General features: G+C 63.8%; 23 protein-coding genes. 6 read left to right on the forward strand and 17 right to left on the reverse strand.

Annotation, left to right across the window (positions count from 1 at the left end; translation table 11 throughout):
• Positions 1-47 precede the first annotated feature (47 nt).
• From mdtD to CDV44_RS13155, 5 genes are all read right to left on the reverse strand, one after another.
• A complete protein-coding gene (gene mdtD, locus CDV44_RS13135) occupies positions 48-1,460 on the reverse strand; it encodes a multidrug transporter subunit MdtD (protein WP_087688407.1) in 1,413 nt (470 codons plus the stop codon).
• A 121-nt stretch (positions 1,461-1,581) separates the two neighbouring features.
• Positions 1,582-2,181 carry a FlxA-like family protein gene (locus CDV44_RS13140; RefSeq protein WP_087688408.1) on the reverse strand — a complete coding sequence of 200 codons (600 nt, stop codon included), beginning with the start codon at positions 2,179-2,181 and terminating at the stop codon, positions 1,582-1,584.
• Between the two features lie 204 nt (positions 2,182-2,385).
• Positions 2,386-4,251, reverse strand: coding sequence for a glycoside hydrolase family 15 protein (locus CDV44_RS13145; protein ID WP_087688409.1), 1,866 nt, complete (start codon positions 4,249-4,251; stop codon positions 2,386-2,388).
• A 395-nt stretch (positions 4,252-4,646) separates the two neighbouring features.
• Positions 4,647-5,885: a CaiB/BaiF CoA-transferase family protein gene (locus CDV44_RS13150; RefSeq protein ID WP_087688410.1), complete on the reverse strand. Its 1,239-nt coding sequence runs from the start codon at positions 5,883-5,885 to the stop codon at positions 4,647-4,649.
• A gap of 1 nt (position 5,886) precedes the next feature.
• Positions 5,887-6,666 (reverse strand): enoyl-CoA hydratase/isomerase family protein, encoded by a 780-nt coding sequence (locus CDV44_RS13155; protein WP_087688411.1) that lies wholly within the window; start codon positions 6,664-6,666, stop codon positions 5,887-5,889.
• Between the two features lie 206 nt (positions 6,667-6,872).
• Between CDV44_RS13155 and CDV44_RS13160 the strand changes: the two genes are divergently transcribed.
• On the forward strand, positions 6,873-7,547 hold the full coding sequence (locus CDV44_RS13160; RefSeq protein ID WP_087688412.1) for a GntR family transcriptional regulator: 675 nt from the start codon (positions 6,873-6,875) through the stop codon (positions 7,545-7,547).
• 30 nt (positions 7,548-7,577) lie between these two features.
• Here the strand turns inward: CDV44_RS13160 and CDV44_RS13165 are convergent, their stop codons facing one another.
• On the reverse strand, positions 7,578-8,252 hold the full coding sequence (locus CDV44_RS13165) for a GntR family transcriptional regulator (RefSeq protein ID WP_371328756.1): 675 nt from the start codon (positions 8,250-8,252) through the stop codon (positions 7,578-7,580).
• A gap of 366 nt (positions 8,253-8,618) precedes the next feature.
• Here CDV44_RS13165 and CDV44_RS13170 point away from each other — a divergent pair, with 366 nt between their 5' ends.
• Complete coding sequence (locus CDV44_RS13170; RefSeq protein ID WP_087688413.1) at positions 8,619-9,386, forward strand: 2-keto-4-pentenoate hydratase; 768 nt, start codon at positions 8,619-8,621, stop codon at positions 9,384-9,386.
• Positions 9,387-9,414: 28 nt separating this feature from the next.
• Positions 9,415-9,927 (forward strand): cupin domain-containing protein, encoded by a 513-nt coding sequence (locus CDV44_RS13175; protein WP_087688414.1) that lies wholly within the window; start codon positions 9,415-9,417, stop codon positions 9,925-9,927.
• 56 nt (positions 9,928-9,983) lie between these two features.
• Here the strand turns inward: CDV44_RS13175 and CDV44_RS13180 are convergent, their stop codons facing one another.
• The 4 genes from CDV44_RS13180 to CDV44_RS13195 form a co-directional block, all read right to left on the reverse strand.
• Complete coding sequence (locus CDV44_RS13180; RefSeq protein ID WP_170935976.1) at positions 9,984-11,243, reverse strand: MFS transporter; 1,260 nt, start codon at positions 11,241-11,243, stop codon at positions 9,984-9,986.
• Between the two features lie 328 nt (positions 11,244-11,571).
• Positions 11,572-13,017 carry an NAD(P)/FAD-dependent oxidoreductase gene (locus CDV44_RS13185; protein WP_087688416.1) on the reverse strand — a complete coding sequence of 482 codons (1,446 nt, stop codon included), beginning with the start codon at positions 13,015-13,017 and terminating at the stop codon, positions 11,572-11,574.
• Positions 13,014-13,322 (reverse strand): (2Fe-2S)-binding protein, encoded by a 309-nt coding sequence (locus tag CDV44_RS13190; RefSeq protein ID WP_087688417.1) that lies wholly within the window; start codon positions 13,320-13,322, stop codon positions 13,014-13,016. Before CDV44_RS13190 ends, CDV44_RS13185 begins: the two co-directional genes overlap by 4 nt.
• Complete coding sequence (locus CDV44_RS13195; RefSeq protein ID WP_087688418.1) at positions 13,300-14,403, reverse strand: FAD-binding oxidoreductase; 1,104 nt, start codon at positions 14,401-14,403, stop codon at positions 13,300-13,302. The genes CDV44_RS13190 and CDV44_RS13195 overlap by 23 nt, the downstream gene beginning before the upstream one ends.
• Positions 14,404-14,630: 227 nt before the next feature.
• On the opposite strand from CDV44_RS13195, the gene CDV44_RS13200 reads away from it, so the two are divergent.
• Positions 14,631-15,581 (forward strand): LysR substrate-binding domain-containing protein, encoded by a 951-nt coding sequence (locus tag CDV44_RS13200; RefSeq protein ID WP_087688419.1) that lies wholly within the window; start codon positions 14,631-14,633, stop codon positions 15,579-15,581.
• A gap of 119 nt (positions 15,582-15,700) precedes the next feature.
• Here CDV44_RS13200 and CDV44_RS13205 read toward each other — a convergent pair whose 3' ends face one another.
• The 5 genes from CDV44_RS13205 to CDV44_RS13225 form a co-directional block, all read right to left on the reverse strand.
• Positions 15,701-16,693 carry a LysR family transcriptional regulator gene (locus CDV44_RS13205; protein WP_246185564.1) on the reverse strand — a complete coding sequence of 331 codons (993 nt, stop codon included), beginning with the start codon at positions 16,691-16,693 and terminating at the stop codon, positions 15,701-15,703.
• 92 nt (positions 16,694-16,785) lie between these two features.
• On the reverse strand, positions 16,786-18,225 hold the full coding sequence (locus tag CDV44_RS13210; protein ID WP_087688420.1) for an NAD(P)(+) transhydrogenase (Re/Si-specific) subunit beta: 1,440 nt from the start codon (positions 18,223-18,225) through the stop codon (positions 16,786-16,788).
• 1 nt (position 18,226) lies between these two features.
• Positions 18,227-18,574: a proton-translocating transhydrogenase family protein gene (locus tag CDV44_RS13215; protein WP_087688421.1), complete on the reverse strand. Its 348-nt coding sequence runs from the start codon at positions 18,572-18,574 to the stop codon at positions 18,227-18,229.
• Between the two features lie 15 nt (positions 18,575-18,589).
• Entirely contained in the window at positions 18,590-19,720 is a 1,131-nt protein-coding gene (locus CDV44_RS13220) for an NAD(P) transhydrogenase subunit alpha (RefSeq protein WP_058379630.1), read from the reverse strand.
• Between the two features lie 42 nt (positions 19,721-19,762).
• Positions 19,763-20,137 (reverse strand): hypothetical protein, encoded by a 375-nt coding sequence (locus tag CDV44_RS13225; RefSeq protein WP_087688422.1) that lies wholly within the window; start codon positions 20,135-20,137, stop codon positions 19,763-19,765.
• A 197-nt stretch (positions 20,138-20,334) separates the two neighbouring features.
• On the opposite strand from CDV44_RS13225, the gene CDV44_RS13230 reads away from it, so the two are divergent.
• A complete protein-coding gene (locus CDV44_RS13230) occupies positions 20,335-21,312 on the forward strand; it encodes a LysR family transcriptional regulator (RefSeq protein ID WP_087688423.1) in 978 nt (325 codons plus the stop codon).
• 129 nt (positions 21,313-21,441) lie between these two features.
• On the opposite strand, the gene CDV44_RS13235 is transcribed toward CDV44_RS13230, so the two are convergent.
• Both CDV44_RS13235 and frc read right to left on the reverse strand, forming a co-directional pair.
• On the reverse strand, positions 21,442-22,212 hold the full coding sequence (locus CDV44_RS13235; RefSeq protein WP_087688424.1) for a fumarylacetoacetate hydrolase family protein: 771 nt from the start codon (positions 22,210-22,212) through the stop codon (positions 21,442-21,444).
• A gap of 79 nt (positions 22,213-22,291) precedes the next feature.
• Positions 22,292-23,539 (reverse strand): formyl-CoA transferase, encoded by a 1,248-nt coding sequence (frc, locus tag CDV44_RS13240; protein WP_058379634.1) that lies wholly within the window; start codon positions 23,537-23,539, stop codon positions 22,292-22,294.
• Between the two features lie 569 nt (positions 23,540-24,108).
• Here frc and CDV44_RS28465 point away from each other — a divergent pair.
• Positions 24,109-25,455, forward strand: a complete 1,347-nt coding sequence (locus CDV44_RS28465) for an ankyrin repeat domain-containing protein (RefSeq protein ID WP_170935977.1) — start codon at positions 24,109-24,111, stop codon at positions 25,453-25,455.
• Positions 25,456-25,479: the final 24 nt, after the last annotated feature.

Raw genomic sequence — 25,479 nt, forward strand, 5'->3', positions numbered from 1 at the left:
CACGGGCAGTCATCGCTGTGGTGACTGCCCGAGTACTGCGCTATCGGTTACTGCCCTGCCACACCTGCGACTGCCGGACGCTGCTCTTCCACCCGGCGGAACACCAACGCCGAGGCCAGCGTAATCAGGCCGACGCACACGAACGTCATCCGGAAGCCGGCCACCGTGCCGCCCATGCCGAGTTCGCCCGCCTCGCCCGCCAGATGGCCGAAGAGCGCCAGCAGTTGACCGCCGATGGTCACCCCCAGCCCTAGTGCGAGCATCTGCGCCATGGAGAACAGGCCGTTGCCCGCACTGGCGCGACGCGCGCCGAGATCCTTGAGCGTCACACTGTTCATGGCTGCAAACTGCATCGAGCCCGCGCCGCCGAACACAGCCAGTTGCACAATGCCCAGCCACATCGGCCAGCCCGGCCCGAACAGCGCGAAGCTGGCAATCGAGCCGCCCACCACTGCTGTGTTGACCATCAGGAAGCGCGTGTAGCCGTAGCGCTTGACCAGCGGCGTGACCATCCGTTTGACGACGATCCCGGCGAGCGCCATGGGCAACATCGTGAGGCCCGAGATGAGCGGGCTGTAGCCCATGCCGACCTGCAACAACAGCGGCATCAAGAACGGCACCGCACTGCTGCCGATCCGTGCGACGAGATTGCCGAGCAGTCCCAGACTGAAGCTGCGTGTCTCGAAGAGCTCCAGCGGAAACAGCGGCGCAGCGCTTCGGCGCGCGTAGGGCCAGTAGCCGACGGTCGTCGCCACACACAGCAGCGCCAAGGCCACCGACGGTGCCCATCCCGCTTGCGGGAACGGATGATCGAGCGCCAGCGTGAACGACACCATGGCCACCGACAGCATGGCAAAGCCAATCCAGTCGAAGCCGGTCTCGATCACATCTTCCTTGGCGGGTCGCGGCAGATAGCGCCGTACGGCCAGACTGCCGACGACGCCGATGGGCACGTTGATCAGGAAGATCCAGTGCCACGACGACACCTCGACCAGCCAGCCGCCCAGCACCGGGCCCATCATCGGACCGACCTGCCCGGCAATCGATACAAACGCCAGCGCGGCGAGATATTGCTCGGCGGGAAAGGTCCGCAGCACGGCCAGCCGGCCGATCGGCAGCAGCATCGAGCCGCCCGCGCCTTGCAGCACGCGCGCCACGACCAACTGTGGCAGCGTGTGCGCCATGGCGCAGCAGATCGAGCCCAATACGAAGAGAAGAATGGCGACGAAGTACACGCGGCGCGTGCCGAAGCGGTCGGCAAGCCAGCCCGACGCGGGCGTGAGCATGGCCATCGTGAGGGAATAGGCGACCACCACGGGCTGCATGCGCAGCGGGTTCTCGCCGAGGCTGGCGGCCATGGCCGGCAACGCCGTATTGACGATGGTGCCGTCGAGCGCCTGCATGAAAAAGCCCGCCGCAACGATCCACAACAGGGCGGTGAGTGACTTGTCTTGCTTCATGCGGCGAGGGGAGAAGGCTGGGACGGCACGCAAGAAGGCCGTGCCGTCTCAAGAATTAAGCGAAAGCCGAATTCTATCGCGCCAAATCTCCCGGGGACAGGGGAAGAACGGGGAAAGTCTGTCAGGCCGTGGTGTTGACGCGCGTGCCGGTGGTCTTGCTCGGGTCCATCAGCGTCTGGATCTGTGCGCGAATCGTCATCGCTTGTGCCGACAGCGTCTGCACTTCCGCCATCTTTTCTTCCGGCGGGATCGAGTCGTTGTTGCGCACGGCTTCGAGCTGCGCCATGACCTTGGCCAGCATGTCCTTGAGTTTCTGGATGGTCTGCTCGACGATGCCATTGGCGGCAGGGCCCGCATTGCCCGCACCGCCTGTCGCGCCTGCCCCGCCAGCTGCCGCCCCGCCGATCGCCTTCGCGGCATCGCTCGCATCGCGCACGGACTTCACCATATCGGTGTCGATCTTGCGCGAACTCGTACCGTTATTGTTGGCATCGGGCGCGGTGGTGGACGCCGCTGTCGTCGCCGTGCTGCCGTCGGCGGGCTTTGCCGCCTTGTCAGACGTACTCGATGCATTCGCCGTAGCGGCCGTCCCGGCCTTCTGTCCGGCGACGTTTCCGCCGCCCGCCGCCTGCGCCTTTTCGGCCTGTTGCGACTGGATGTGGGCTTGCCAGACGTCGAGCAGGCTGGAAGTCGAGCTGTTCTTGACCGCGATGATAGTCATGGAGAGGGGGGCGCTCCGCAAGGAAAGATGGTAAGGATTCGAAAGTTATTACGGCATCCTTTGCGAATACCTTTAGCAATTCGTTATTCCCCTGCGAGATTTGGCAGTGCGCGCCAATCTCCGCCCGCATGCCGCCTGCATACCCCATACATGACTCGGGCCCGTGCGAACACGGGCCCGGCAAGGGTTAAGACAGGTTTCGGATCAGGCGCGGACCGCCCGATACCCCACATGCTCGTAATGCGCCTCGTCGGCGGCGTCCTCGGCGTCGTTATCCGCCCGGTCGTCCTCGGTGAGTGCTTCGAGCCGAATCGCAGCATGCACGAGCGCGATGTGCGAAAAAGCCTGCGGGAAGTTGCCGACCTGACGCTTGTGGTGCGTGTCGTACTCCTCAGCAAGTAACCCGACGTCATTGCGCAACGACAGCAGTCGCTCGAACAACTTGCGCGCGTCACCCTGACGGCCCAGCATCACCAGACAATCGACCATCCAGAAGCTGCACGCCAAAAACGCCCCCTCGCCCGCCGGCAAGCCGTCGTCGACGCGACTGGTGCGGTAGCGCTGCACCAACCCGTCTCGCATCAGCTCGCGCTCGACCGCCTCGACCGTCCCGATGACACGCGGGTCGTCCGGCGGCAGAAAACCCACCAGCGGAATCATCAGGGCACTGGCGTCCATCTCGTCGGAGCCATACGCCTGCATGAACGCGTTGCGTGTCTTGTCGAAGCCATGCGTGCAGACGTCCGTGTGAATCTCCTGACATAACTTGCGCCAGTGATCGACCGGCCCCGGCAGATTGAAGCGCTCCGCCGACTTGATCGCGCGGTCGAACGCGACCCACGCCATCACCTTCGAGTAAGTGAAATGCTGGCGCCCGCCACGCACTTCCCAGATGCCTTCGTCGGGCTTGCGCCAGACCGTCTCGAGATGCGCGACCAGCTTGGTCTGCACCTCCCATGTCGCGTCGTCCGGCGTCAGACCGCCAAGGCGCGCCTGATGCAGCGCGTCCATGACTTCGCCGTAGACGTCGAGCTGAAGCTGGCCGACCGCGCCGTTGCCCACGCGCACGGGTTTCGCGCCCTCGTAGCCCGGCAGCCAGTCGACTTCCCACTCCGGCAGCCGCCGCTCGCCGGACAGTCCGTACATGATCTGCACCTGCGACGGCGCGCCCGCGACGGCGCGCACCAGCCAATCACTCCAGTCGTTGGCTTCCGTGTAATAGCCGCCGAGCATGAGCGCCTGCAACGTCAGCGTGGCGTCCCTGAGCCAGCAATAGCGGTAGTCCCAGTTACGTTCGCCCCCCAGTTGCTCGGGCAGTGACGTCGTGGGCGCGGCCACCACGCCGCCCGTCGGCACGAACGTCAGCGCCTTGAGGGTGATGAGCGAACGGCGGATCGCGTCGGTCCAGCGGCCATCCAGTTGGCAGCGGCCCGCCCACGTGCGCCAGTAGCGCTCGGTATCGGTGAGCGCCGCCAGCGGGTCGATTTCGCGCGGATCGGCGTGATGCGAGGCCACCCGCGACAACACGAATGGCACGGTCTCGCCCGCCTTCACCTGAAAAGTGGCCCGCAGACTGCCCGGCACATCCTGAATGGGGACCGGCGTGCGCAATACCACCTTGTCAGGCCCGGCGATCAGGCGCATGCCCGGTCCGGTGGCGTCGTCCTTGTCCAGCGGGCGAGCCCATGGCACCGATGCGCCGTAGTCGAAGCGCAGAATCAGTTCCATCGACATGGTGATCGTGCCGTGGATCCCCTTGACCAGCCGCACCAGATCGGCCGCGCCATCGCGCAATGGCATGAAGTCGATGATCGACACGCAGCCTTCGCACGTTTCAAAACGTGTTTCCAGAATCAGGGTGTCGTCGTGATAGCGGCGTGTGACGGTGGCCTTGGGATCGTCGGGGGCGAGTTTCCAATGACCGTGCTCGGGACCGCCGAGCAACGCCGCAAAGCAGGCGGGAGAATCGAAATATGGCCAGCAGAGCCAGTCGATCGAACCGTCGCGCGCGACCAGCGCAGCGCTTCGGCAGTCGCCAATCATGGCGTAGTCTTCGATGCGTGCCGGCATGCTCACCTCGCGAACGTCGATACGTGAAGCCCAATGGTACGCGCGTCGTTCTCGCGCGACCACCCTCCTGCAAAACGGCCTTTACATCGCCTGCGCCGCTCATGAAACCCGTTGCCAGCCCTGCTCAACTGCATGCGATCAGTCATCCCTTCCCTCCTTACGGCCGTGCCGTGTGGTGAGGTTCGTCGGTGGCCCGTGTTGCGCCAATGAATGCCCGGCTAACGATCAATTCACAATCCGTTAATGACCGACCGGCCCATCCGAGGGAAGTTCGGATCAATTTTCATCGCGGCGCGAATTAGCGCCGTTATTCCACTTCATGAAAAAAACGCCGGGCACCTCGGCGGTGCACGGCGTTTCTGATGACTTCAGGACTTTCTGCGTGACCTCAAATATCACGCTGCGGTGGCGCGCTCCGCCGCCAACGCATGAATCGCGCCTTGCGCCAGCAGGTCACGGATTTGCGCGGCGTCGTAGCCATATTCCGCGAGCACATCGAGCGTGTGTTCGCCCAGCCTCGGTGCGGGGCCGCCGGTCTGCTTGGGCGTTTCCGAGAACCGGATCGGCAGCCCGATGCTGCGCGTAGGCCCGTCGAGCGGATGCACGGTCTCCACGACCATCTCGCGCGCGACGATCTGCGGATGCACGGCGGCCTCGGAGATCGGCAGCACCGGCCCGACGGGCAGCCCGACGGCGTCGAGCCGTTCGACCCACGCCTGCGTCGTGTCGCGCATCAGATATGCCGTAATCCGCTCAACAAGTTCTGCACGATTCGCCGTGCGGCCAGCGTTCGTAGCGAAGCGCGGATCGCCCGCGATCTCGGGCGCATCGAGCACTTGCAACAGCCGCTCGTAGTTGGCCTGATTCGCCGCACCGATATTGATCCAGCCGTCTTTCGTGCGAAACGCCTGATACGGCGTGCTGGTCGGATTGGCCGAGCCGAGCTTCGGCGGATTCTCGCCACTGGCGAAGAAGTTGGCCGCCGCCCAGTACATCTGCTGAAACCCCGCCTCAAGCAGCGACGTGTCGACAACTTGCCCCTGCCCCGTGCGCAACCGGTGTGCATACGCGGCCGAAATACCAAGCGCCGCCAGAATGCCTGCATTGATGTCGGCAATCGGCGAACCCGCCTTGATGGGGGCCTGCCCCGGCTCGCCCGTCACGCTCATCAGGCCCGAAAGGCCCTGTGCGATCAGATCGAAACCGCCCTTGTCGGCATAAGGCCCCGTGCGGCCGTACCCGGAGATTGCGCAATAGATCAGCGCCGGGTTCGCCTCGCGCAGCGTCTCATAGCCGAGGCCCAGTTTCTCCATCGTGCCTTTGCGGTAGTTCTCGGTGACGACATCGGCGGTGGCCAGCATCTTGCGCAACACTGCCTTGCCGCCTTCGGTCTTGAGATTGAGCGCAATGCCGCGCTTGTGGCGGTTGAGCATCATGAACGATGCCGATTCGCCATGCGCGAGGATGGGCGCGAAGCGGCGCGCATCGTCGCCTTCCATCTTCTCGACCTTGATGACGTCGGCGCCCATGTCGGCCAGCATCATGCCGCACACGGGGCCCGACATGATGTGCGACAACTCGATCACCTTCACGCCCTGCAACGGGCCACCCTTGGGTTGAACGGTCTCGGTCATCTCAGCGTCCCTCGAACACCGGGGCCGTCTTCGCGAGAAACGCGCGATAGCCCGCTTGAAAATCGGCCGTGCCGAAACACGCAAAGCCCTCGTCGATCTGTGCCGGCGTCAGCGGCTTGCCGCTCGCCAATTCACGCACGAACCGCTTGTGCCAGCGCGCCACCAGCGGGGCACCGGCAGCGATGCGCTCCGCACTGGCGAGGGCTTCTTCCGTCACCTTCGCATCAGCGACCACACGAGTGACAAGGCCGATACGCTGCGCCTCCTGCGCATCGAAAATTCGCCCTTCCAGCAAGATTTCGAGCGCACGCGTGGGCCCGAGCAGGCGCACCAAGCCCGACAACTCCGCATGCGCCATGACCAGCCCAAGCTTGTTGATCGGCGCGCCAAAGCGGCTCGACTCGCCACAAATGCGCACGTCGCACGACGCGGCGATTTCCATGCCGCCGCCCACGCAAATGCCGTGAATCATGGCCACGAGCGGCACCGGGCAATTGGCCAGCGCATCGAGCGTTCTGTGCATCAACGCGCCGTATGCCCGGGCCTGTTCCACATTGGCACGATCGGTCTCGAACTCGGCGATGTCGTTGCCGGGCGCAAACGACTTTTCGCCCGCACCTCGCAGCACGATGCAGCGCACGCCGGGTGCCTCGGACAGCGCAAGAATCGCGTCGCCCAACGCCCGCCACATCGGCTTGGTCAGTGCGTTGAGTTTCTCGGGACGGTTGAGCGTCACCAGCGCCACTGCGCCGCGTTGCTCGGTCAGAACGGTCGATGTCACATTGCCTCCTTCTTACGCTGGCTCGCACCCCATGTGCCGCAGCCTTTTTGGTATACCAATTTTTGTTAACGATAGAAGTATTGGCGTAGAACTGGCAAGTGATAACCGTATAAATCAGGGTTAACGTGTGATTTACCACCCTAAGCGATTGACGGAACACGTCACCCCAATCAGAATTGGCATTCCATTTTAGAAATCACCGGCTCATGGACACGTCAGCATCGCTCAACGCCACCGCTTACGAAGCGCTCAAGGCGCGCATCGTCAGCGGCGAACTCCGCCCGGGCGCGCCGCTGTCCGAGCGGGCGCTGTGCGACGAACTCGCGGTATCGCGCACACCGCTGCGCGAAGCGCTCAAACGGCTGGCGAACGAAGGACTGGTGGAAATCTCGGAGACGCGCCGGGCCCGCGTGGCGCGCGTGAGCGTCGACGAGGTGGTGAATCTGCTCGCGGTGATGGCGGTGTTGGAGGGGCTGTCAGGCGAACAGGCCTGCGAGAAGGCGACGGAGGCCGATCTCGATGAACTCGCCCGCCTGCAAGTCGAGATGGAAGCAGCCTTTGCACGCACGGATCATGAAGCGTACTTCTCGCTCAATCAGCAGATTCACCTGAGCATTTTGCGCATCGCCGATAACAGTCCACTGGCGGAATACTTCCACAATCTGAACGCGCGGCTACGGCATGTGCGTGAGCGTCTGACGCCCACGCCCGAGCGCTGGCGGCAAGCCGTGGACGAGCACGCAGAAATGCTCTCGCTCATGCGCCGACGCGACAGCAAGCGGCTGCGCGCGCTGATGGAGACGCACCTGCGCAGCAAGACCGACGCCTACGTCGCGGCCATGCTCAATGAAGGACTGGTGAGTATGAGTCGCGCGGCATGAGTACGAGCCGCGCAGCTTAAGCGCGACTGATCAAGCGGCAGCGCGAACATGGGCCAGCACGACGTCGCACTTGGCCATCAAATGCGCGCGCAGCAGGCGCCCGAGCGTGACGCCATCACGCCGATGCAGCGCTTGCAGCATGGCGTCGTGTTCCGCGATGGCGCGCTCCCACTTGCCCGCATGCAGGTTCGAACGGAAACGCAGCGCCTGCAAGCGCCGGTTCACGGCCTGATACATCTGCATGAGCGACGGATTGCGCGCGGCGGCATTGATACGCTCGTGAATGCGCCGATTGCATTCGAAGTAACCGGGCAGATCGCCGTGCGCGTGGCACACGCCCATGGTGGTGTGCAGCGATTGAATCTCGTCGACTTCCGCCTGCGTGATGCGCTCGCAGGCCAACTCTCCCGCCAGTGCCTCAAGACCGCTAAGCAGCTCGAACGCGTCCGCAATATCGCCAGCCGAAAGCGTCACGACGCGGGCGCCGCGATTGGGCAGCAGCTCGATGAGGCGCTCGACGGCCAGCGCCTTGAGCGCCTCGCGCAGCGGCGTGCGCGACACGCCGAGTTGCTCGCACAATGCGCGCTCGTTCAGATGCGCGCCCGGCGGCAGCACCCCCTCGGTGATCATCCTGCGCAAGCGGTCCCCGACCGCGAGATGCAGCGCCTGACGGCTGATCGGCAAGTGCGCGGCAGCCTCAGTCACAGGCGGGCCATGGGACGCGTGATCCGGAAAAACATTCAACGGGACAGAGTGCATAGGCTCGGCAAGGTCGCTCGCTTTTGGAAGAATGTTATCGACACCAGGCACGGCACTTTCGTGGGCGGCGGCGTAGCGCGCCAAGGACTTGTTGCGACGGACTCCACGAAATATTACGAACAATTACACGAGACCGATTCTCGCAGATCGATGTCACTTTGACTACGTTGACTGTTGTTTTCGCGCGGTAGACATCACGTTCGCTGCACTGCGCCATTGGCGTTGAATTATGTATACGATTCGTCTGTCAGACACACCGGCGTTCGCCCGACATTCGGACATCGCCCGCCCCATACACCGGAGACCTGCTTCATGCCCGACACCCACGATACGCAAGCTGCCGTCGAGTCCCTCGCCCGTCTGTTGGCGGATACCCGCCGTGGCGACACGCCCATCGATTCGCCCGCTGCCGAGTTGCGCCCCATCGACGCCAATGGCGCTTACGCCGTGCAGTTGCGCACGCTCGATCTGCTCGGTGAGACGATTACCGCGTGGAAAGTGGGCGCCAAGGCACCGACCGATCTGCCGAACTGCGCACCGATTCCCGCGTCCGTCGTCAGTGAGACGGGTGGCACGCTCGCGCTGAACGATTTCTTCCGCCCGGGTCTGGAACTGGAAATTGCGTTCCGGCTTTCGCGCGATATCAAGCCGGGCCGTCACGACGAGCGCGACATCTTCATGCACGTGGGCGAGACGCTGGTGACCATCGAAATCACCGACAGCCGCTATGCGGCAACCGGGCTCGATTCGCGTTTCGTGCTCGCCGATTTGCAGAACAACGGCGCACTGGTGATCGGCAGCGGGCGTGCTTACGACGCGTCGCTCAACTACGACTCGCCGAAGGTGACGTTCACGCTCGACGGCAACAACATCGCCCCAGCCCGCACGCGCAACCCCGCAGGCGACCCGCGCGCGCTGCTCACGTGGCTCGTCAATCACAACGGCAAGCGCGGCATCACCATGCGCGCCGGTGCCGTGATTACGTGCGGCTCGTATGTCGGCATGATTCCCGCCAACAGCACCGGCGTGTTGCGCGGCAACATCGACGGGATCGGTGAAGTGTCGGTCACGTTGCGCTAAATTGCCCCGGGGTTTTCAGGAGTCCGCCATGCCGTCTGCCGCTGAACTCGTCACGTCGCTGGGGCTACAGCCGCACCCGGAAGGCGGGCACTACCGCGAAACCTACCGCGCCTCAGACACCATTGCGGCGCAGGCGCTGCCGCCCGGTTTCTCGGGCGCACGCAGCATTTCCACGGCGATTTTTTATCTGCTCGAGGCCGGTGATTTCTCCGCGTTCCATCGGATTCGCAGCGACGAGATCTGGCATTTCCATCTTGGCGGCACGCTCTGGATTCACGAGATCGACCCGGCGGGCAACTTGACGACGACATGCCTCGGTGCCGATGTCGTGAACGGCGAGCACCTTCAGCACGTGGTTCGCGCGGGGCACTGGTTCGCGGCGCAGCCCGCACCGTCGACGAGCTACTCGCTGGCGGGATGTACCGTCGCGCCCGGGTTCGCGTTCGAAGACTTCGAGATGGCCGACCCGGCAACGCTCGCCGCGCAATGGCCGGCGCACCGCGCGCTGATCGAACGGCTCGGGCGCAGCGCGCCTGCGTGATTGCAGCGCCATGCCGCAGTGCAAAGCGTCCGGCATGGCGGGATTTTCAATTAGCGTCAGTGCTGTGCGGTGCGCCCGTCGGCGCCTGCCAGCATCTTCGGTGCGAGCAACGCAATCGGCACGATGCACAGCAGGCCCGCAGCCAATGCCACCGGCAAGCTGATGCCGTGTGCGATCGCCCCGATCAGCACCGGCCCCACGAGCAGGCCGAGATAAGCGAGACGCGCCATCACGGCAATCGCTTCGGCGCTCGCCATCCCCGCGCCGCGTGCCACCTCACCCGACGCCGCAAACATCACCGGCATCACATTCGACAGGCCCAGTCCGGCCAGCGCAAAACCGGCCACGGCCGCCGCAGGTTCGCGCCAGACCAGCGCGAGCATCACCCCGCCGACACACAACAAGCTGCTCACGCGCAACAGGCGAGCGCCGCCCATGCGCGCCCGCACTGGGTCGCCACCGAAGCGTCCGCCCGCCATGCCGAGTGAGAACGCGGCATAGCCCGCGCCGATCCATGCGCCCTGTGCGGCCACCACTTCGCGCATGTAGACGGCCGTCCAGTCGTACATTGCGCCCTCCACCACCAACCCGAGAAACGCGAGAATGCCGAAGCCGGTCAGGCGGCGATGCAGCTTGCGGCGCGACACGTCATCGAGCGCGGGCGGCGGGACGGCTTTGCGCGGGGAATCATCCGACGATGCAGCCGCCGACGAAGCCACCGGCGCCTCGCCCGGCAACATGTCCGGCTGCATGAAGCGCGCACCGACCACCATCACGACGGCGCAGCCCATCGCCGCCAGACCGATATGCCACTGCGGCGAACCCTGATGCGCGAGCCATGCGCCGCCCACGAGCGCGCCCGACATTCCGCCCAGACTGAAACACCCGTGCAGCGATGCCATGATCGGCTTGCGGTAGCGTGCCTCCAGCGTGGCCGCCTGTGCGTTCACCGCGACGTCATAGGTCGCGTTCGCTGCGCCATACAACGCGAGCCAGCCCACGAGGCCCCAGTAGTTCGGCATCGACAGAATGAACGCGCTGGTGACGGCCAGCGCCATGCCCGAGACGAGACTGGCGCGCTGGCTGCCCGCGCGACCGATCCAGCGGGCCATGCGCGACATGGTGACGATGGCCCCGCCTGCGATGGCAAACATCGCCACCGACAAGCTGGCATCGTTCAGATCGAACATCGCCTTGACCGTGGGCACGTGCACGCCCCACGTTGCATAGAGAAAACCGCTGCAAAACAGTAATGCCATCGTCGCCGCGCGCGCAGGCCAAAAGCCCGAGCGTGGCTTCGCAGATGCTGAAGTCATGGGAGTCTTGAAACTTGGGGGTGACACGGCGCAGTCGACTGCCATGTCATGACGAGAAGAGAGATCGTCAGGCCGTCGGCGTATAGCGCGACCTGCGAATGAAAGGAATTCTAGCGCAACCTCGATGACATTGCAGTGAACTGCCCCGCCAATGCCACGGCGTCCGAAGCATCAACGCCGCACTGAAAAAAGCTGGCCGCCGCGACGCGCCGGTCAAGTACGCGGGCGGCAGCCAGACAGGGGAAATAGTTCAGTGCGGGTTCAGTGAGGGTTCAATACCGGTTTGGCGCGGGGTCAATGCCGCATGCAGGGAATGCGTAACCCAAACTCAGCGAGGAAACTCCTGTCGCTCGGCGGGTTGTGCCGGCGCAGGGACTGCCATCGCCAGATCGCCAAGCATCACGGGTTTGAGGGGCGCGCGGATGCGGTAATACCCCACGTCCGCCACCTCGCGTCCCTGCGTCTGCGCGAGCAGTTCTGCCACTGTCAGGCCGCACAGGCGTCCCTGACAAGGCCCCATCCCGCAGCGTGAGAATGACTTCGTCTGGTTCGGGCCCACACATCCCAGCGCCGCCATGTGCCGCACGTCGCCCGCCGTGACCTCTTCGCAGCGGCACACCACGGTGTCATCGTCGGCGGGCCGGCGCATGGCATCGGACGGGCGATAGTACGCATCGAGAAACGGCCGGATCGCCGTGTGGCGCGCGAGTTCGCGTCGCAACGGGAATGCCGCCGAATCTCGACGCGACGTGTCGATGCGGCCAAGCGCATGCGCCGCCTGCAAGGCAGCCAGCCGCCCCGAAGGTTCCGCTGCGCGCGCCCCGGCAATACCGCCACCATCACCCGCCACGAAGATGCGCGGCACGCTCGACTCACCCCACGCATCGGTGCGCGGCACCCAGCAAAGTTGCGCGTCGTGCCACACGTGCTCGCAACCGATCGAGCGCGTGATCTGCGTGTTGGGCACCACGCCCTGATGCAACAGCACCAGTGGCGTGTCGATGCGCTTTGATTCACCAGCGACCCCGGCCACGCGGTATTCGATCGCTTCCGTCCGGTCTCCGCCCGCGCTGCCAAGCACGCGCAGCGCTTCGACATCCTTCACGTGCTCGACACCTGCTGCCCGGATCGCGCGTAGCAACTTGATGCCTTTAGCGAGATAACCCGGTGCACGCAACGCGCCGCCAAGATGACGCAAAGCGTCGCGTCGGGCACTGCGTTGTGTCGTATCGAGAATTGCGCGTACAGGGACGCCAGCGCGCAGCATCTGCCACGCAAACAGATACAGAAGCGGCCCGCAACCCGCGAGCACGGCCCCGTGTTGCGGCGCGAGCGCCGCCGACTTGAGCAGCGTTTGCGCGGCCCCCACGCCCATCACACCGGGCAGCGTCCAGCCGGGAATCGGGAACGGACGCTCCATCGCGCCGCCCGCCAGCACAATCGCCCGCGCATCGATCTGCCACGTGCCTGCGCCTTCACGGGTCGCAAACACGCGCCGGTCTTGTCCGATCTGCCACACCAGCGTGCGCGGCCAATACGCGATATCCGCATCTTCGAACGCCTGTACCAGCGTGTGGCCGTACAGATAGTCTTCGCCGAGCAACGCGGGGTCAGCCAACGGCGACGCGCCGACATTGCGATAGATCTGCCCGCCCGGCAGCGGGTTCTCATCGATCACCAGCGGCGTGAGGCCGTGGCGCTTCGCTTCCAGCGCGGCCGCCAGCCCCGCAGGGCCGGCACCGACGACGAGCAGGTCAACTGTCTTCACCGTCATGCCAGTTCCCTCGCCCCTTGCATGCGGCGCACGCGCATGCCGTCCCGCACGGGCGTCATGCAGCCCTGTCGATTGGGCACGCCATCGATTTCCACCAGACAGTCGAAACACACGCCCATCAGGCAATACGGTGCGCGCGGCGCGCCCGTCACGGGCGTGGTGCGGCAAACGGTATCGCCTGCGGCCAGCATGGCGGCGGCCACGTTGGCACCGGCCGGGGCATCGTACGGCGTGCCGTCGATGACGATGCGCACCGTCGCGCCATCGTGGCGCGCGAGCGACTTAAACAGCGAATCGCTGGGCATGGAATGGCTCCAGAAGGTCAGGACGCTCGCCGCCCATGATCCACGGCACGATGGTGTCGCAGTGCGCGGCGGCCAGCGTCACGCCGCTATGGCAGGTCGTGAGAAACGCGCCGGGACAGTCGAGCGACGCTTCGTAAATCGGCAAGCCATCGGATGTCATGACGCGCAGCGCCCCCCACGCACGCACGACGCGCACATTGCGCAGCAGCGGAAACGGCGAGATGGCGCGGCGCGCGATATCGGCGATGACGTCGGGGGTCACACCGTCGTCGAAGCCCACATCTTCCGCCGAGTCGCCCAGCATGACCGAGCCCTCGACCGTCTGTCGGACATAGATTGTGGGGTTCGACAGGAACGGCGCGACGCGCTCCGTCACGAGAATCTGCCCGCGCATCGGGCGCACGGGGGCCGACAGACCGACCATCGGCGCGAGATCGCGATTGGCGAGTCCCGCCGCGAGCACGACGCGACCGGCATCGAGCGTGCGCCCGCCTTCGACGTCGAGCCGGAACGCACCGGCGCGCGGCGTGATGTTCGTCACACGCGCATTCGGCACATACGTGCCGCCCGCCTGCGCGAAGGCAGCAAAGAGCGCGCGCAAGGTGTAGAGCGGGCTGACGTGACCATCGTGCGGCGAGTAGATCGCCCCGGCGACATGTTCGCCAATCGCGGGGATGCGTTCGGCGAGCGCGTCGTGATCGAGCACGTCGTAGGTCAGGGCAGGCTCGCTGGTTTTGAGCTGCTGCATGACGGCGGCCTTGGCCGCCAGTTCCTGCGCCGTCTCGGCGATGTTGAAGCCCCCCGGACGCTCGAAGCCGACCGACACGCCCGTGCGGGCTTCCAGTTCGTCGGCAAACGCTTGCCAGCGATTTGCCGAATGCAATGACCAGCGGGCATAAGGCGGGCAACTCGCGCCCTTGCCCTGCACCCACACGAGGCCGAAGTTGCCACGCGCGGCGCGCGGCGCGTCATCGGCACCGTCGAGCACGACGACCGGCTCGCCACGCCGGGCGAGCCCGTACGCGATGGCCATGCCGACCAGCCCGCCGCCAATGACGGCGATCTCGCTTGTCTTTTGCATCGATGGGGAAACGGCCGCTAATGCAGGCAACGCGGGCAAAACAGGCAACGCCAGATGTTATGGCTTGCCGCTGCTGCGAAATCTCGCGCGGGCGTCTTGATTTATTTGAGAGTACCCAAGAATCGCTGACGCGCGCGGGCTCGTCAAATCACATTTTCTGCGGCCGGTATGTTTGTATATTATGGCGACGTCGCCGCGCCCCGCGCCCCCCACGCCCCCCGCCGATCATGAAGATTCGCCAACTTGAAGCCTTTCGCGCCGTGATCCTGCGCCAGACGGTCACGCGCGCCGCGCAGATGTTGCATGTCTCGCAGCCCGCCGTCACCCGACTGCTGAACGATCTCGAAACCGATGTCGGGTTCGCCCTCTTCGACCGCAGCAACGGACGCCTGCAACCGACGCCCGAAGCGCTGGTCCTGTTCGATGAAGTCGAGCGGTCGTTCGCCGGGATGGAGCGCATCGCGCAGACGGCGGAACAGATCAAGTCGCTGCGGCGCGGCTCGCTGCACATTGCCGGTGCGCCCGCGATTGCACTCGACTTCCTGCCCATCACACTCACCGGTTTTCTGCGCGAACACCCGGGCATCAACACCACCCTGCTCGTGCATGCGTCTAACATCGTGGTCGATATGGTGCTCGGCCGCCGTTGCGATGTCGGCTTCGTCGCGCACCCGCTCACCCACCCGGGCTTGCAGGTGCAGCCGTTGCTGCGGGTACCGATGCGATGCGTGCTGCCGAAGGGGCATCCGCTCGCCGCGCGCGAGGTCATCACGCCGGAAGATTTGCGTGGCGAAGCGTTCGTGTCCTATCCCACTGAATCGGATGCGCGGCTCGATATCGACCGCGTGTTTGCCGAACATGGTGTGGATCGCGTCATGAGTGCAGAGTCGCAACTCTCCGCAGCGATATGCACGCTCGTGGAGCATGGCGCGGGTATCTCGATCATCGACGGCATCACCGCGTCGTTCGCGACGCAGCGCGTCGAAGTCAGACCGTTTGTGCCGCAGGTCCTGTCGACGTTCTCGGCCGTGACCTCGCTTCAGCACCCGCCGTCGCAGCTCGCAAAGGCGTTCGTACGGCAGGTTCGCGCCGCACTCGAAGCGCCAAGCTTATCCACAGATTTTGTTCACAAGCCTGTGGACAACCCCGCACAAAGCGATGGCAAATCTTTGATTTGATTAGGAATGCGGGTGGAATGCGCGGCCGCGGTCAGCCTGACGCCATCGGCATCATCGAAGTGTCCGCTAACTTTCAGCGGAAGTGGCGCGCGGAACACGCGCCACGAAAGATGAAGTTTTCAGGCCTTGCCGCCGGCTGCTTCAGCAGCGGTCGCGGCAGTGGCAGCCGTCGCGGCCGTCGCAGCGGTCACGAACGCCTGAGCGTCGCCACGCAGTTGCCCATTGCGTTCGCGTACGACGCGATGGATCAATTCCCACGTCGTCTGCGCGACTGGCGAGAGCGAGCGGTTCTTGCGGCGTGCGAGCACGATGGCCCGCTCGAATGCCGGCAGCAGCGGGCGCACGGCCAGCGTCGAATTCTCCGGCAGCGGCAGCGCAAACGGCGGCAGGATGCTGACACCCAGCCCTTCCTGCACCATGCGGAAGATGGTGCTCACATGCCCCAGCTCCTGCGTGATGGTGCCCTGCACTTTCTGCGTCGTCAGTGCGCGGTCGATCAGTGGACGGCTGCCCGAGCCCTGATTGAGCAGCACCAGATTTTCACCTGACAGCTCCGACCAATGCACCGCCGCTTGCGTCGCGAGCGGGTGATCGGTGCGGCACACCAGACAGAACGGCTCGCTCATGAGCAGTTCGGTATAGAGATCGTCAGCGCCTTGCGGGGCGACGACAATACCGAAGTCCACATCGCCCGCGCGCACGCTGTCGAGCACGGCGCGTTGCATCTGGTCGACGAGTGCGAGCGCGATGTCCGGATACGTCGCCTGCGAGGCGAGCAGCACACGCGGCATGAGCGTTGCGGAGATCGTCGGGGCGGCGCCGACACGGACCCTGCCCGTGGTGCGGGCTTCGGCACCGTGCGTTTGCAGCAGTGCAATTTCCAGTTCGTCGAGTACGCGATCGAGACTGCCCGCGAGCGTCACACCGGCGTCGGTCAGCGAAACTTCTCGCGTGGTGCGATCCACGAGCCGCAGGCCCAGTTGGGCTTCCAGTTCGTTGATGCAACGGCTGATGGCCGGTTGTGTCAGGCCGATCTCGGCGCCCGCGCGGCTGAAATTCTTGCTGCGCGCCACGACCATGAAGACCTTGAGTTGTCTCAGCGATACGTTCATGTGCTAGTGCCCTGCCAGTAAGTAAGCAAACCAGCCACCGCAGTGGCGCTGGCGCGCCGTTGAAGCCGGCGCGCCCCGAGACCCCTGCTGCGTCAGGCCGCCGCCTTGACCATCTCTTCCACCACCTTCTTCGCGTCGCCGAACACCATCATCGTCTTGTCGAGATAGAACAGTTCGTTATCCAGCCCGGCGTAGCCCGCAGCCATCGAACGCTTGTTCACGATGATCGTCTTGGCCTTGTAGGCTTCGAGAATCGGCATGCCGGCAATCGGCGATTGCGGATCGTTCTTGGCCGACGGGTTCACCACGTCGTTCGCGCCGAGCACGAGCACCACGTCCGTCTGGCCGAATTCGCCGTTGATCTCGTCCATTTCCAGCACTTGATCGTAGGGGACTTCGGCTTCGGCGAGCAGCACGTTCATGTGACCCGGCATGCGGCCCGCCACCGGGTGAATGGCATAACGCACGGTCACGCCCTTCTCCACCAGCTTGTCGGTCAGTTCCTTGAGCGCGTGCTGGGCACGTGCAACTGCCAAGCCATAACCCGGCACGATCACGATCGATTCCGCGTTGCTCATCAGGAACGCGGCGTCGTCGGGCGAGCCCGATTTCACCGGACGTTGTTGCTGTTCGCCACCGGCTGCCGCAGCACCCGCCTGTGCGCCGAAGCCACCGAGAATCACGTTGAAGAACGAGCGATTCATCGCCTTGCACATGATGTACGACAGAATCGCACCCGACGAGCCAACCAGCGAACCCGCAATGATCAACATCGGGTTGTTCAGCGAGAAGCCGATACCGGCGGCGGCCCAGCCCGAGTACGAGTTCAGCATCGACACCACCACCGGCATGTCGGCACCCCCGATCGGGATGATGATCAGCACGCCCAGCACGAAGGCGATGGCCGTCATGGCGACGAACGGCGTCCAGCTTTGCGAGACGAAGAACGCACCGCCGAAGGCCAGCATCGCGATCGCCAGCGCCAGATTCACCATGTGCTGGCCTTTGAAGACCACCGGTGCGCCTTGGAACAGACGGAACTTGTACTTGCCCGAGAGCTTGCCGAACGCGATGACCGAGCCCGAGAACGTGATGGCGCCGACAAACGTGCCGATGAACAGCTCGATGCGGTTACCCGGCGGCAACGCCTCACCCGCAGCCACGATACCGAACGCAGCCGGTTCCGCGACGGCGGCGACCGCGATACACACTGCCGCGAGACCGATCAACGAGTGCATCGCTGCGACCAGTTCCGGCATCTTCGTCATCTCGACCTTGCGAGCAACGTAAGCACCGATACCGCCACCCACAACGAGACCCGCGAGGATCAGGCCGAGGCCCGAGTAGTTACCGCCCGAAAGCTTGCGCAACTCGTAAATCAGGGCAATCGTGGTGACGGCCGCGATGGCCATGCCGATCATGCCGAACGCGTTACCGCGACGTGCCATTCTCGGATTCGACAGGCCCTTGAGCGCCTGAATGAAACAGATCGACGCGACCAGATACAACAGCGTCACAAGATTCATGCTCATGTCAGTGGGCTCCCTTTGCGGCCGAATCATTAGCGGCATTAGCGGCCTTAGCGGGCGCCTTGTCTTTCTTCTTGAACATCTCGAGCATGCGTTGCGTGACGAGGAAGCCCCCGAACACGTTCACCGCTGCCAGTGCCACCGCTACGACACCCATCGTCTTCCCGAGCCCGCCTTCGGTCAGGCCCGCCGCGAGCATGGCACCCACGATCACGATGGCCGAAATGGCATTCGTGACCGCCATCAGCGGCGTATGCAGCGCTGGTGTGACGTTCCACACCACGTGATAGCCGACGTACACCGCCAGCACGAAGATGATCAGATTGATCACCGTGTGATTGATCATTTCCATTCTTGTGTCTCCCCCTTAAGCGGCGCGCAGGACTTGGCCGTCGCGGCACATCAGGCACGCGGCAACGATGTCGTCGTTGGTATCGATGACGAGCTTGTTTTCCTTGTCGATCACCAGCTTGAGGAAGTCGAGCACGTTGCGCGCATACAGGGCTGACGCGTCGGCCGCGACCATGCCAGCGAGGTTGGTGTAACCGGCAATCGTCACGCCGTGCACCTTCACGATCTCATCGGCCACCGACAGCGGGCAATTGCCGCCGCCGTTGGCACCACGTCCTGCGGCCAGATCGATGATCACGGAACCGGGCTTCATGGCTTTGACGGTGTCTTCAGCGATCAGCGTCGGTGCAGCACGGCCCGGAATCAACGCGGTCGAGATGACGATGTCGGCTTGGGTCAGACGCGTATGCACGAGCTGCGATTGGCGAGCAAGCCAAGCCGCAGGCATCGGACGGGCATAACCGCCTACGCCTTTGGCAATCTCGCGCTCTTCGTCGGTTTCGAACGGCACGTCGATGAACTTCGCGCCGAGCGATTCGATCTGTTCCCGAACCGCCGGACGCACGTCCGACGCTTCAATCACTGCGCCCAGACGCTTGGCCGTAGCAATCGCCTGCAAACCGGCAACGCCAGCGCCCAGCACGACCAGACGTGCGGCCTTGACCGTACCGGCCGCCGTCATCAGCATCGGCATGAAACGCTGATACAGATTGGCGGCCAGCATCACGGCCTTGTAACCGGCGATGTTGGCCTGTGAAGACAGCACGTCCATGCTTTGCGCACGCGTGGTACGCGGCGCGGCTTCCAGTGCGAAGCCGATGATGCCAGCGGCCGCCATGCGGGCGTTGTTCTCGGCATCGAACGGGTTGAGCATGCCGACCACGGCCGCGCCACGCGCGATCTGGCCGACTTCGGCAATCGACGGTGCGCGTACCTTCAGCACGAGTTCCGCGCCAAATGCGTCAGCCGCACTACCGGTCGCAGCACCCGCAGCGACATACGCCGCATCGGGAACGCTGGCCGAATCGCCTGCACCTCGTTCTACGGTGACGCGATGCCCTGCGCCCACCAGCTTCTTCACCGTTTCCGGTGTGGCCGCGACGCGGGATTCGCCGCCGACCGTCTCCTTCGGAATGCCAATATGCATGGTTATTGTCTCGGGGTCTGGGCCCCTGTCGTGTTGTAAAACTCAGGCCAGCACGGAGCGCGGCGGTTGCATCGAACGTCCTTCATTGGCCGCTTCGAAGCAGCGCACCTTCGTGCAGTGAATCAGGTCACACAGAAATTCCGGTTCGTAGGCACGCAGCAGGTGCGGCTGATGCCCATCGAGATACGCGCCGATCAGCACAAGCTCGGCATGGCGCAGCGCTTGCGCCGACGCCCCTTCGAGATAGGCCAGCGGCAGGTCGTCGTTGCCCGTCGTGCGCAACAACCAGTGGTAGGTGGGGTGATCCCAGTGCCAGTCGAGACCCAACTCGACAAACGCGTTGTTGAACGCATGCAGATGGGCATTGGCAACCGGAGCCAGGGCGGCGGGTTTGATATGCGTTTCGATGACAGACATGATGGCGCTCTCCCAAATCAGTGATCGTCTCCAGAACACGCGGACCCGCCTGTACCGTGCGTGATCGGGTGGTTTTTATTCCCTCCTCGTTCACGCTTCTGTCATGCGGGCTGCCATTGCAGATTACGCAGCCCCACCTATAAAAGACAGTTAAAGTTAATTATGCAAACCATCTACGATTGCTTATACTTCATCGCATGAAAAACGCCACGCTCCGCCAGTTGAAGGTCTTCGAAGCTGTGGCGCGCCATCTGAGCTTCTCGCGCGCCGCCGAAGAACTCCACCTCACGCAACCGGCCGTCTCGACCCAGGTCAAGCAACTCGAGACGCACGCCGGGCTGCCGCTATTCGAACAGCTCGGAAAGAAGATCTTTCTCACGCCGGCGGGTAGCGAAATGCTGCATTACAGCCGCGCCATCATTGCCCTCTTTCGCGAAACCGAAGAGGCAATGGATCACCTCAAAGGCATTACCGGCGGCAAGCTCAACGTGGCCGTCATCAGTGCGGGCGATTACTTCTTTCCGCGCGTGCTGGCCGCCTTCACCGCGCAGCATCCCGGCATTACCCTCAACCTCACGGTGCACAACCGCGAGGAACTGCTGCACCAACTGACCGAAAACCTGACCGATCTGGCCGTGATGGTGCGCCCGCCCCACGAGATCGATACCGTCAACGAAGTTTTCGCGCCGCACCCCTACGTCATCGTTGCACCGCCCGACCATGCCCTCGCCGGACTTCGGCAGATAGCGTTTGCACGCTTGGCGGCCGAGCCGTTCATCTGTCGCGAGCGCGGCTCCGACACGTGGAACTCGATGCAGGACGCCTTCGGCCATCGCATGTCGCAGTTGCAGATTGCGATGGAAATATCGAGCACCGAGACCATCAAGCAGGCCGTGATTGCCGGCATGGGCGTCTCGTTCCTGTCGGCCCACACCGTCGGCATGGAGCTTCAGACCGGCAACCTCGTCGTACTCGACGTGCAGGGCTTTCCGGCATGGCAGAGCTGGTACATCGTGCATCGGCGCAGCAAGCGCCTGCCGCCCGTCGCCCACGCGTTCCGCCAGTTCCTGCTCACCGAAGGCGCGGCCCTGATCGACGGCATGATGGCTTACAAGAGCCCGCTGCCGCCGCCCGAAGCGGCTGACCGTCCGGACAGATCCGACACCGCTCGCTGATATCCACGGATGCATGCGGCAGTCCGGCCGTTCGCGCGATACGCCTCGCGAATTGCCGGACTGCCGAATGAAAAAGGGCGATCGACTCAGGCCATTGCCACCCCGGCCGACCACCGTGAAATCAGTGCATCAGCCCATGCGGTTGGCGAGCGTGCCCAGGCCGTCGATGCTCACTTCCACCAACTGGCCTTCCTTCATCGAGCCCACGCCGACCGACGTGCCCACGGCGATCACATCGCCGGGCAGCAGCGTCATGTCTTGCGAGATGCGCGAGACCTGCTCCCACGGGTTGAAGATCATGTCTGCGAGCGGATAGCGCTGGCGTTCCGTGCCGTCCAGTTGCGTGACCAGTTCCGCTTCGCGCCAGTCGAAATCCTGCGCGATCACCGGGCCGATACAGCCGAACGTGTCGTAGCCCTTCGCGCGGGTCCACTGCGCGAAGTTCTCGTCTTCGCCGATGATTTCAGCGGCCGTAACGTCGTTGACCAGCGTGTAGCCGAGGATGTGATCGCGCGCCGCTTCCACGCTAACGTTGCTCGTACGCTTGCCGATCACGATGCCCAGTTCGCCCTCGAAGACGATCTTCCCCGCATACGCGGCGGGACGGCGAATCACCTCGTTCGGGCCGAGCAGCGTCGTGGCAGGCTTGATGAGAAAGAGCGGGTGCGAGGGCGCGGCCTTGCCGAGCTTCGCGCCGAGCGCGTGATAGTTGTTCCACAGCGCGACGATCTTCGACGGCTCGCACGGGCACAGCAGATCGACCGAGTCGCGCGCGATCGTGGCGCCCGTGGCGATCGGCGCGTCGTAGAGACTGCCGCGGTGTTCGAGGATTTGGTCGCCCTTGAGAAGGCCAAAGCCGATGCGGCCGTGGGCGGTCTTGAAACGGGTCCAGAGCTTCATGCGTTTGCCATTCCGGTAACGGTCCGGCGACGCGGCACACCTGAGCATGCGCGCGCCGGACGCGACTTCTTGAGGTCATTCACACTGCGCCGACTTCGCGCAGTGCCGCGATCTGCTGCGAGCTATAACCGAACTCCGAGAGCACATCGTCCGTGTGTTCGCCAAGCAGCGGCGAGCGTTCCACGTGCGTCGGGCTGTCGGAAAGCTTGATCGGGTTGCCCACCGTGAGGTACTTGCCGCGCTTCGGGTGATCCACTTCCACGATCGTGCCCGTCTCGCGCAGCGACATGTCCTCGGCGATTTCCTTCATCGAAAGAATCGGGCCGCACGGAATGTCGTACTCGTTGAGAATGTTCATGACCTCGAACTTCGTCTTGGTCATCGTCCAGAGTTCGATCGTGTCGAAGATCTCGCGCAGACGCGGCAGGCGCGCGCGCGGCGTGGCGTATTCCGGATGTTCCACCCACTCCGGCTTGCCAATCACCTTGCAGATCGAGCCCCACACCGGCGCTTGCGTAATGAAGTAGATGTAAGCGTTCGGGTCCGTCTCCCAGCCCTTGCACTTCACGATCCAGCCGGGTTGACCGCCGCCTGACGCATTGCCTGCGCGGGGCACCGCATCGCCGAACTGACCGTTCGGGTATTGCGGGTACTCTTCCATCACATTCGTGCGTTCAAGACGTTGCTGATCGCGCAGCTTCACGCGGCACAGATTCAGCACACCGTCTTGCATGGCTGCCAGCACGCGTTGGCCTTGACCGGTCATCGTGCGCTGGTACAGCGCCGTGACGATGCCCAGCGCCAGATGCAAGCCCGTGCCCGAGTCACCGATCTGCGCGCCCGTCACCATCGGCGGGCCGTCGTCGAAGCCCGTCGTCGAGGCGGCACCGCCCACGCACTGCGCCACGTTCTCGTAGACCTTGCAGTCCTGATACGGGCCGGGGCCGAAGCCTTTCACCGAGGCCACGATCATGCGCGGGTTCAGCGAGTGGATGTGTTCCCACGTGAAGCCCATGCGATCGAGCGCGCCGGGCGCGAAATTCTCCACCAGCACGTCGCAGTCGCGAATCATGCGCTCCAGCACCGCCTTGCCTTCCGGGTGCTTGGTGTCGAGCGTGATCGAACGCTTATTGCTGTTGAGCATCGTGAAGTACAGGCTGTCGGCGTCGGGGATATCGCGCAATTGATCGCGCGTGACGTCGCCATGGCCGGCGCGTTCGATCTTGATCACGTCTGCGCCGAACCACGCCAGCAACTGCGTGCAGGTGGGGCCCGACTGCACGTGCGTGAAGTCGAGGATGCGCACGCCTTCGAGTGCCTTGCTCATGATCGACTCCCGTTCTTAGGCGTGCATCGTCTGCGCCGCTGCGGCCGGCGAAGAGACGACAGTGGGTTGGTCGGATTGCGGACGTTCGATGGCTACAGACGACATGGTTGTCTCCTCCTCGGGCACGGCAGCAGCGGCCGTTTATTTTGGTATGCGCTTGGAACGCGCTTATGCAATGAACTTACTGTGATATACAGTATTTCATACACGATATTTTATCAACGGCTATTTGTTGCCGATGCGATTTGCTGTGCTGCGGCATTTGATGGCTTAAATCGCCTTAAGCGGCTGATTTATTAAAGATTTGCGTCGCAACAATGACGACTTGCGAAATGCTCCGTAGGGGTTTACAGGCATGCAGCGACGGTCGATGCCCTCTCGCAACGGTCGACGATAAGACGTGCGCATCCACTGATATATTGAATTCAAAATATATAAATAAGCATGGATGGGGTATGACCTAGCCCCTGCGGCGAAACACAATCCGCGCGAGATTTCCGACAGCGATCGATCGAGCGGGTCCGTAGCATCCGCCTCCCTGACCCGCTGAATGGATGCTCTCGAATCGCATGAATCCGCTGAATGCCTCCGGCGCCGCCTCGGCGCTCTGTTCGCTTCCCACCGAAATGCGAACGTTGATATTCACCAATCTGGGCGTGGAAGACATGCGCAGGCTATGGATAAGCGCTCAAAACGCTTCGGTGCGCGGCGCGGTAGAACTCGCGGCATGTGCTCGCGATGGCCAGATCGGTGCACAACTGGCCCCGATACTGGCGGCAATGCCCGGCGGGCATCCCGTCAGAGACAGGCAGCAGCAAGACGCTATCGCCAAGTTGTTGGTCATACCGCCGGAATGGTGGCGGGTGGATCAGTTGAGAACGGCCGGCCTGAGTGAAGTCAATGCCCAACGGCTGATCGATCTTTCCGTCGACCGATCGGTGAACAGTTCCGCGCCGTGGCTTTGGGAAACGCTGAAAGAATTCCCCGACCCGTCCACGCTGCTCCATAAGTGGGCCAACTCAATCGGGTATTTTTCTCAGGATCCGAAGTGTCTGCCGGATGAACGCGCTTTACTGGCACTGCAAATGGTGGGGTACGACATTGCCTCGGCAACGATTGCATCGTCGTCGATGCCAGCGGCCGAGCGCGCCCTATTGAGGGCCGCCCTGACACGGCTGAACCCGCCCGGCGGGCAATGCTACTTGAGTCCGGAGGGTAAGAAGTCGACGCATTCTTTAATGCGTGGCCTGAAGGCGTTGGGCTGCGACTTTTCCATCGGCGGCATGCCTGCGCTGTGCGCCTGCGCGCAATGGAATTACAGCCGGACCACGATGGACGCGCTGTTGAGCGCGAACTGCGACGTGAACGATCGCGTGCCTGCGAATGCCCGCTTCGCAGGCGCCACGGCGCTTCACTTCGCCTGCGCCAACGGAAACGGCGAGGCGATGACCGCGCTCATCGCCGCCGACGCCGACGTCAATGCGCGTGACGCGCTCGGCAAAACACCGTTCATGTGGGTGGGTGCGCGCCATACCGCGCCGCTCGTCTGCCTGCGCAACATGGCGCACGCCATCGAAAAATTGCAATGGGCAGGTGTCGACATTGACCCGCTGGCGAGGCGTCACGTCATCACCCAAGTTGCGACGCATCTGATCGATATGGCGTGCACGCTCCTCGTTCCCGACGATCTCGACGCGTTCCAAGACGTGCTCGACCGTCTTGGCCCGTCACCCGCAGCATTGCGCGATGCCCTCTTTAACAAAGCGCACGACGGTGCGCCGGCCGTGGGCGATGCGTTGATCGCCGAGCTCAAAAGTGCCGCCCGGCGCGACGACCGGCGCCGTGGCACGGGCGTAAAGATCAAGCACCTGATGAAACGACTCAACGGCCTGCGCCAGATGCCGCCAGCGATCTGACCCGCGTTGACCCACGCCACGCCG

This window comes from Pandoraea sp. PE-S2R-1 (assembly GCF_002179865.1).
Lineage (GTDB): Bacteria > Pseudomonadota > Gammaproteobacteria > Burkholderiales > Burkholderiaceae > Pandoraea.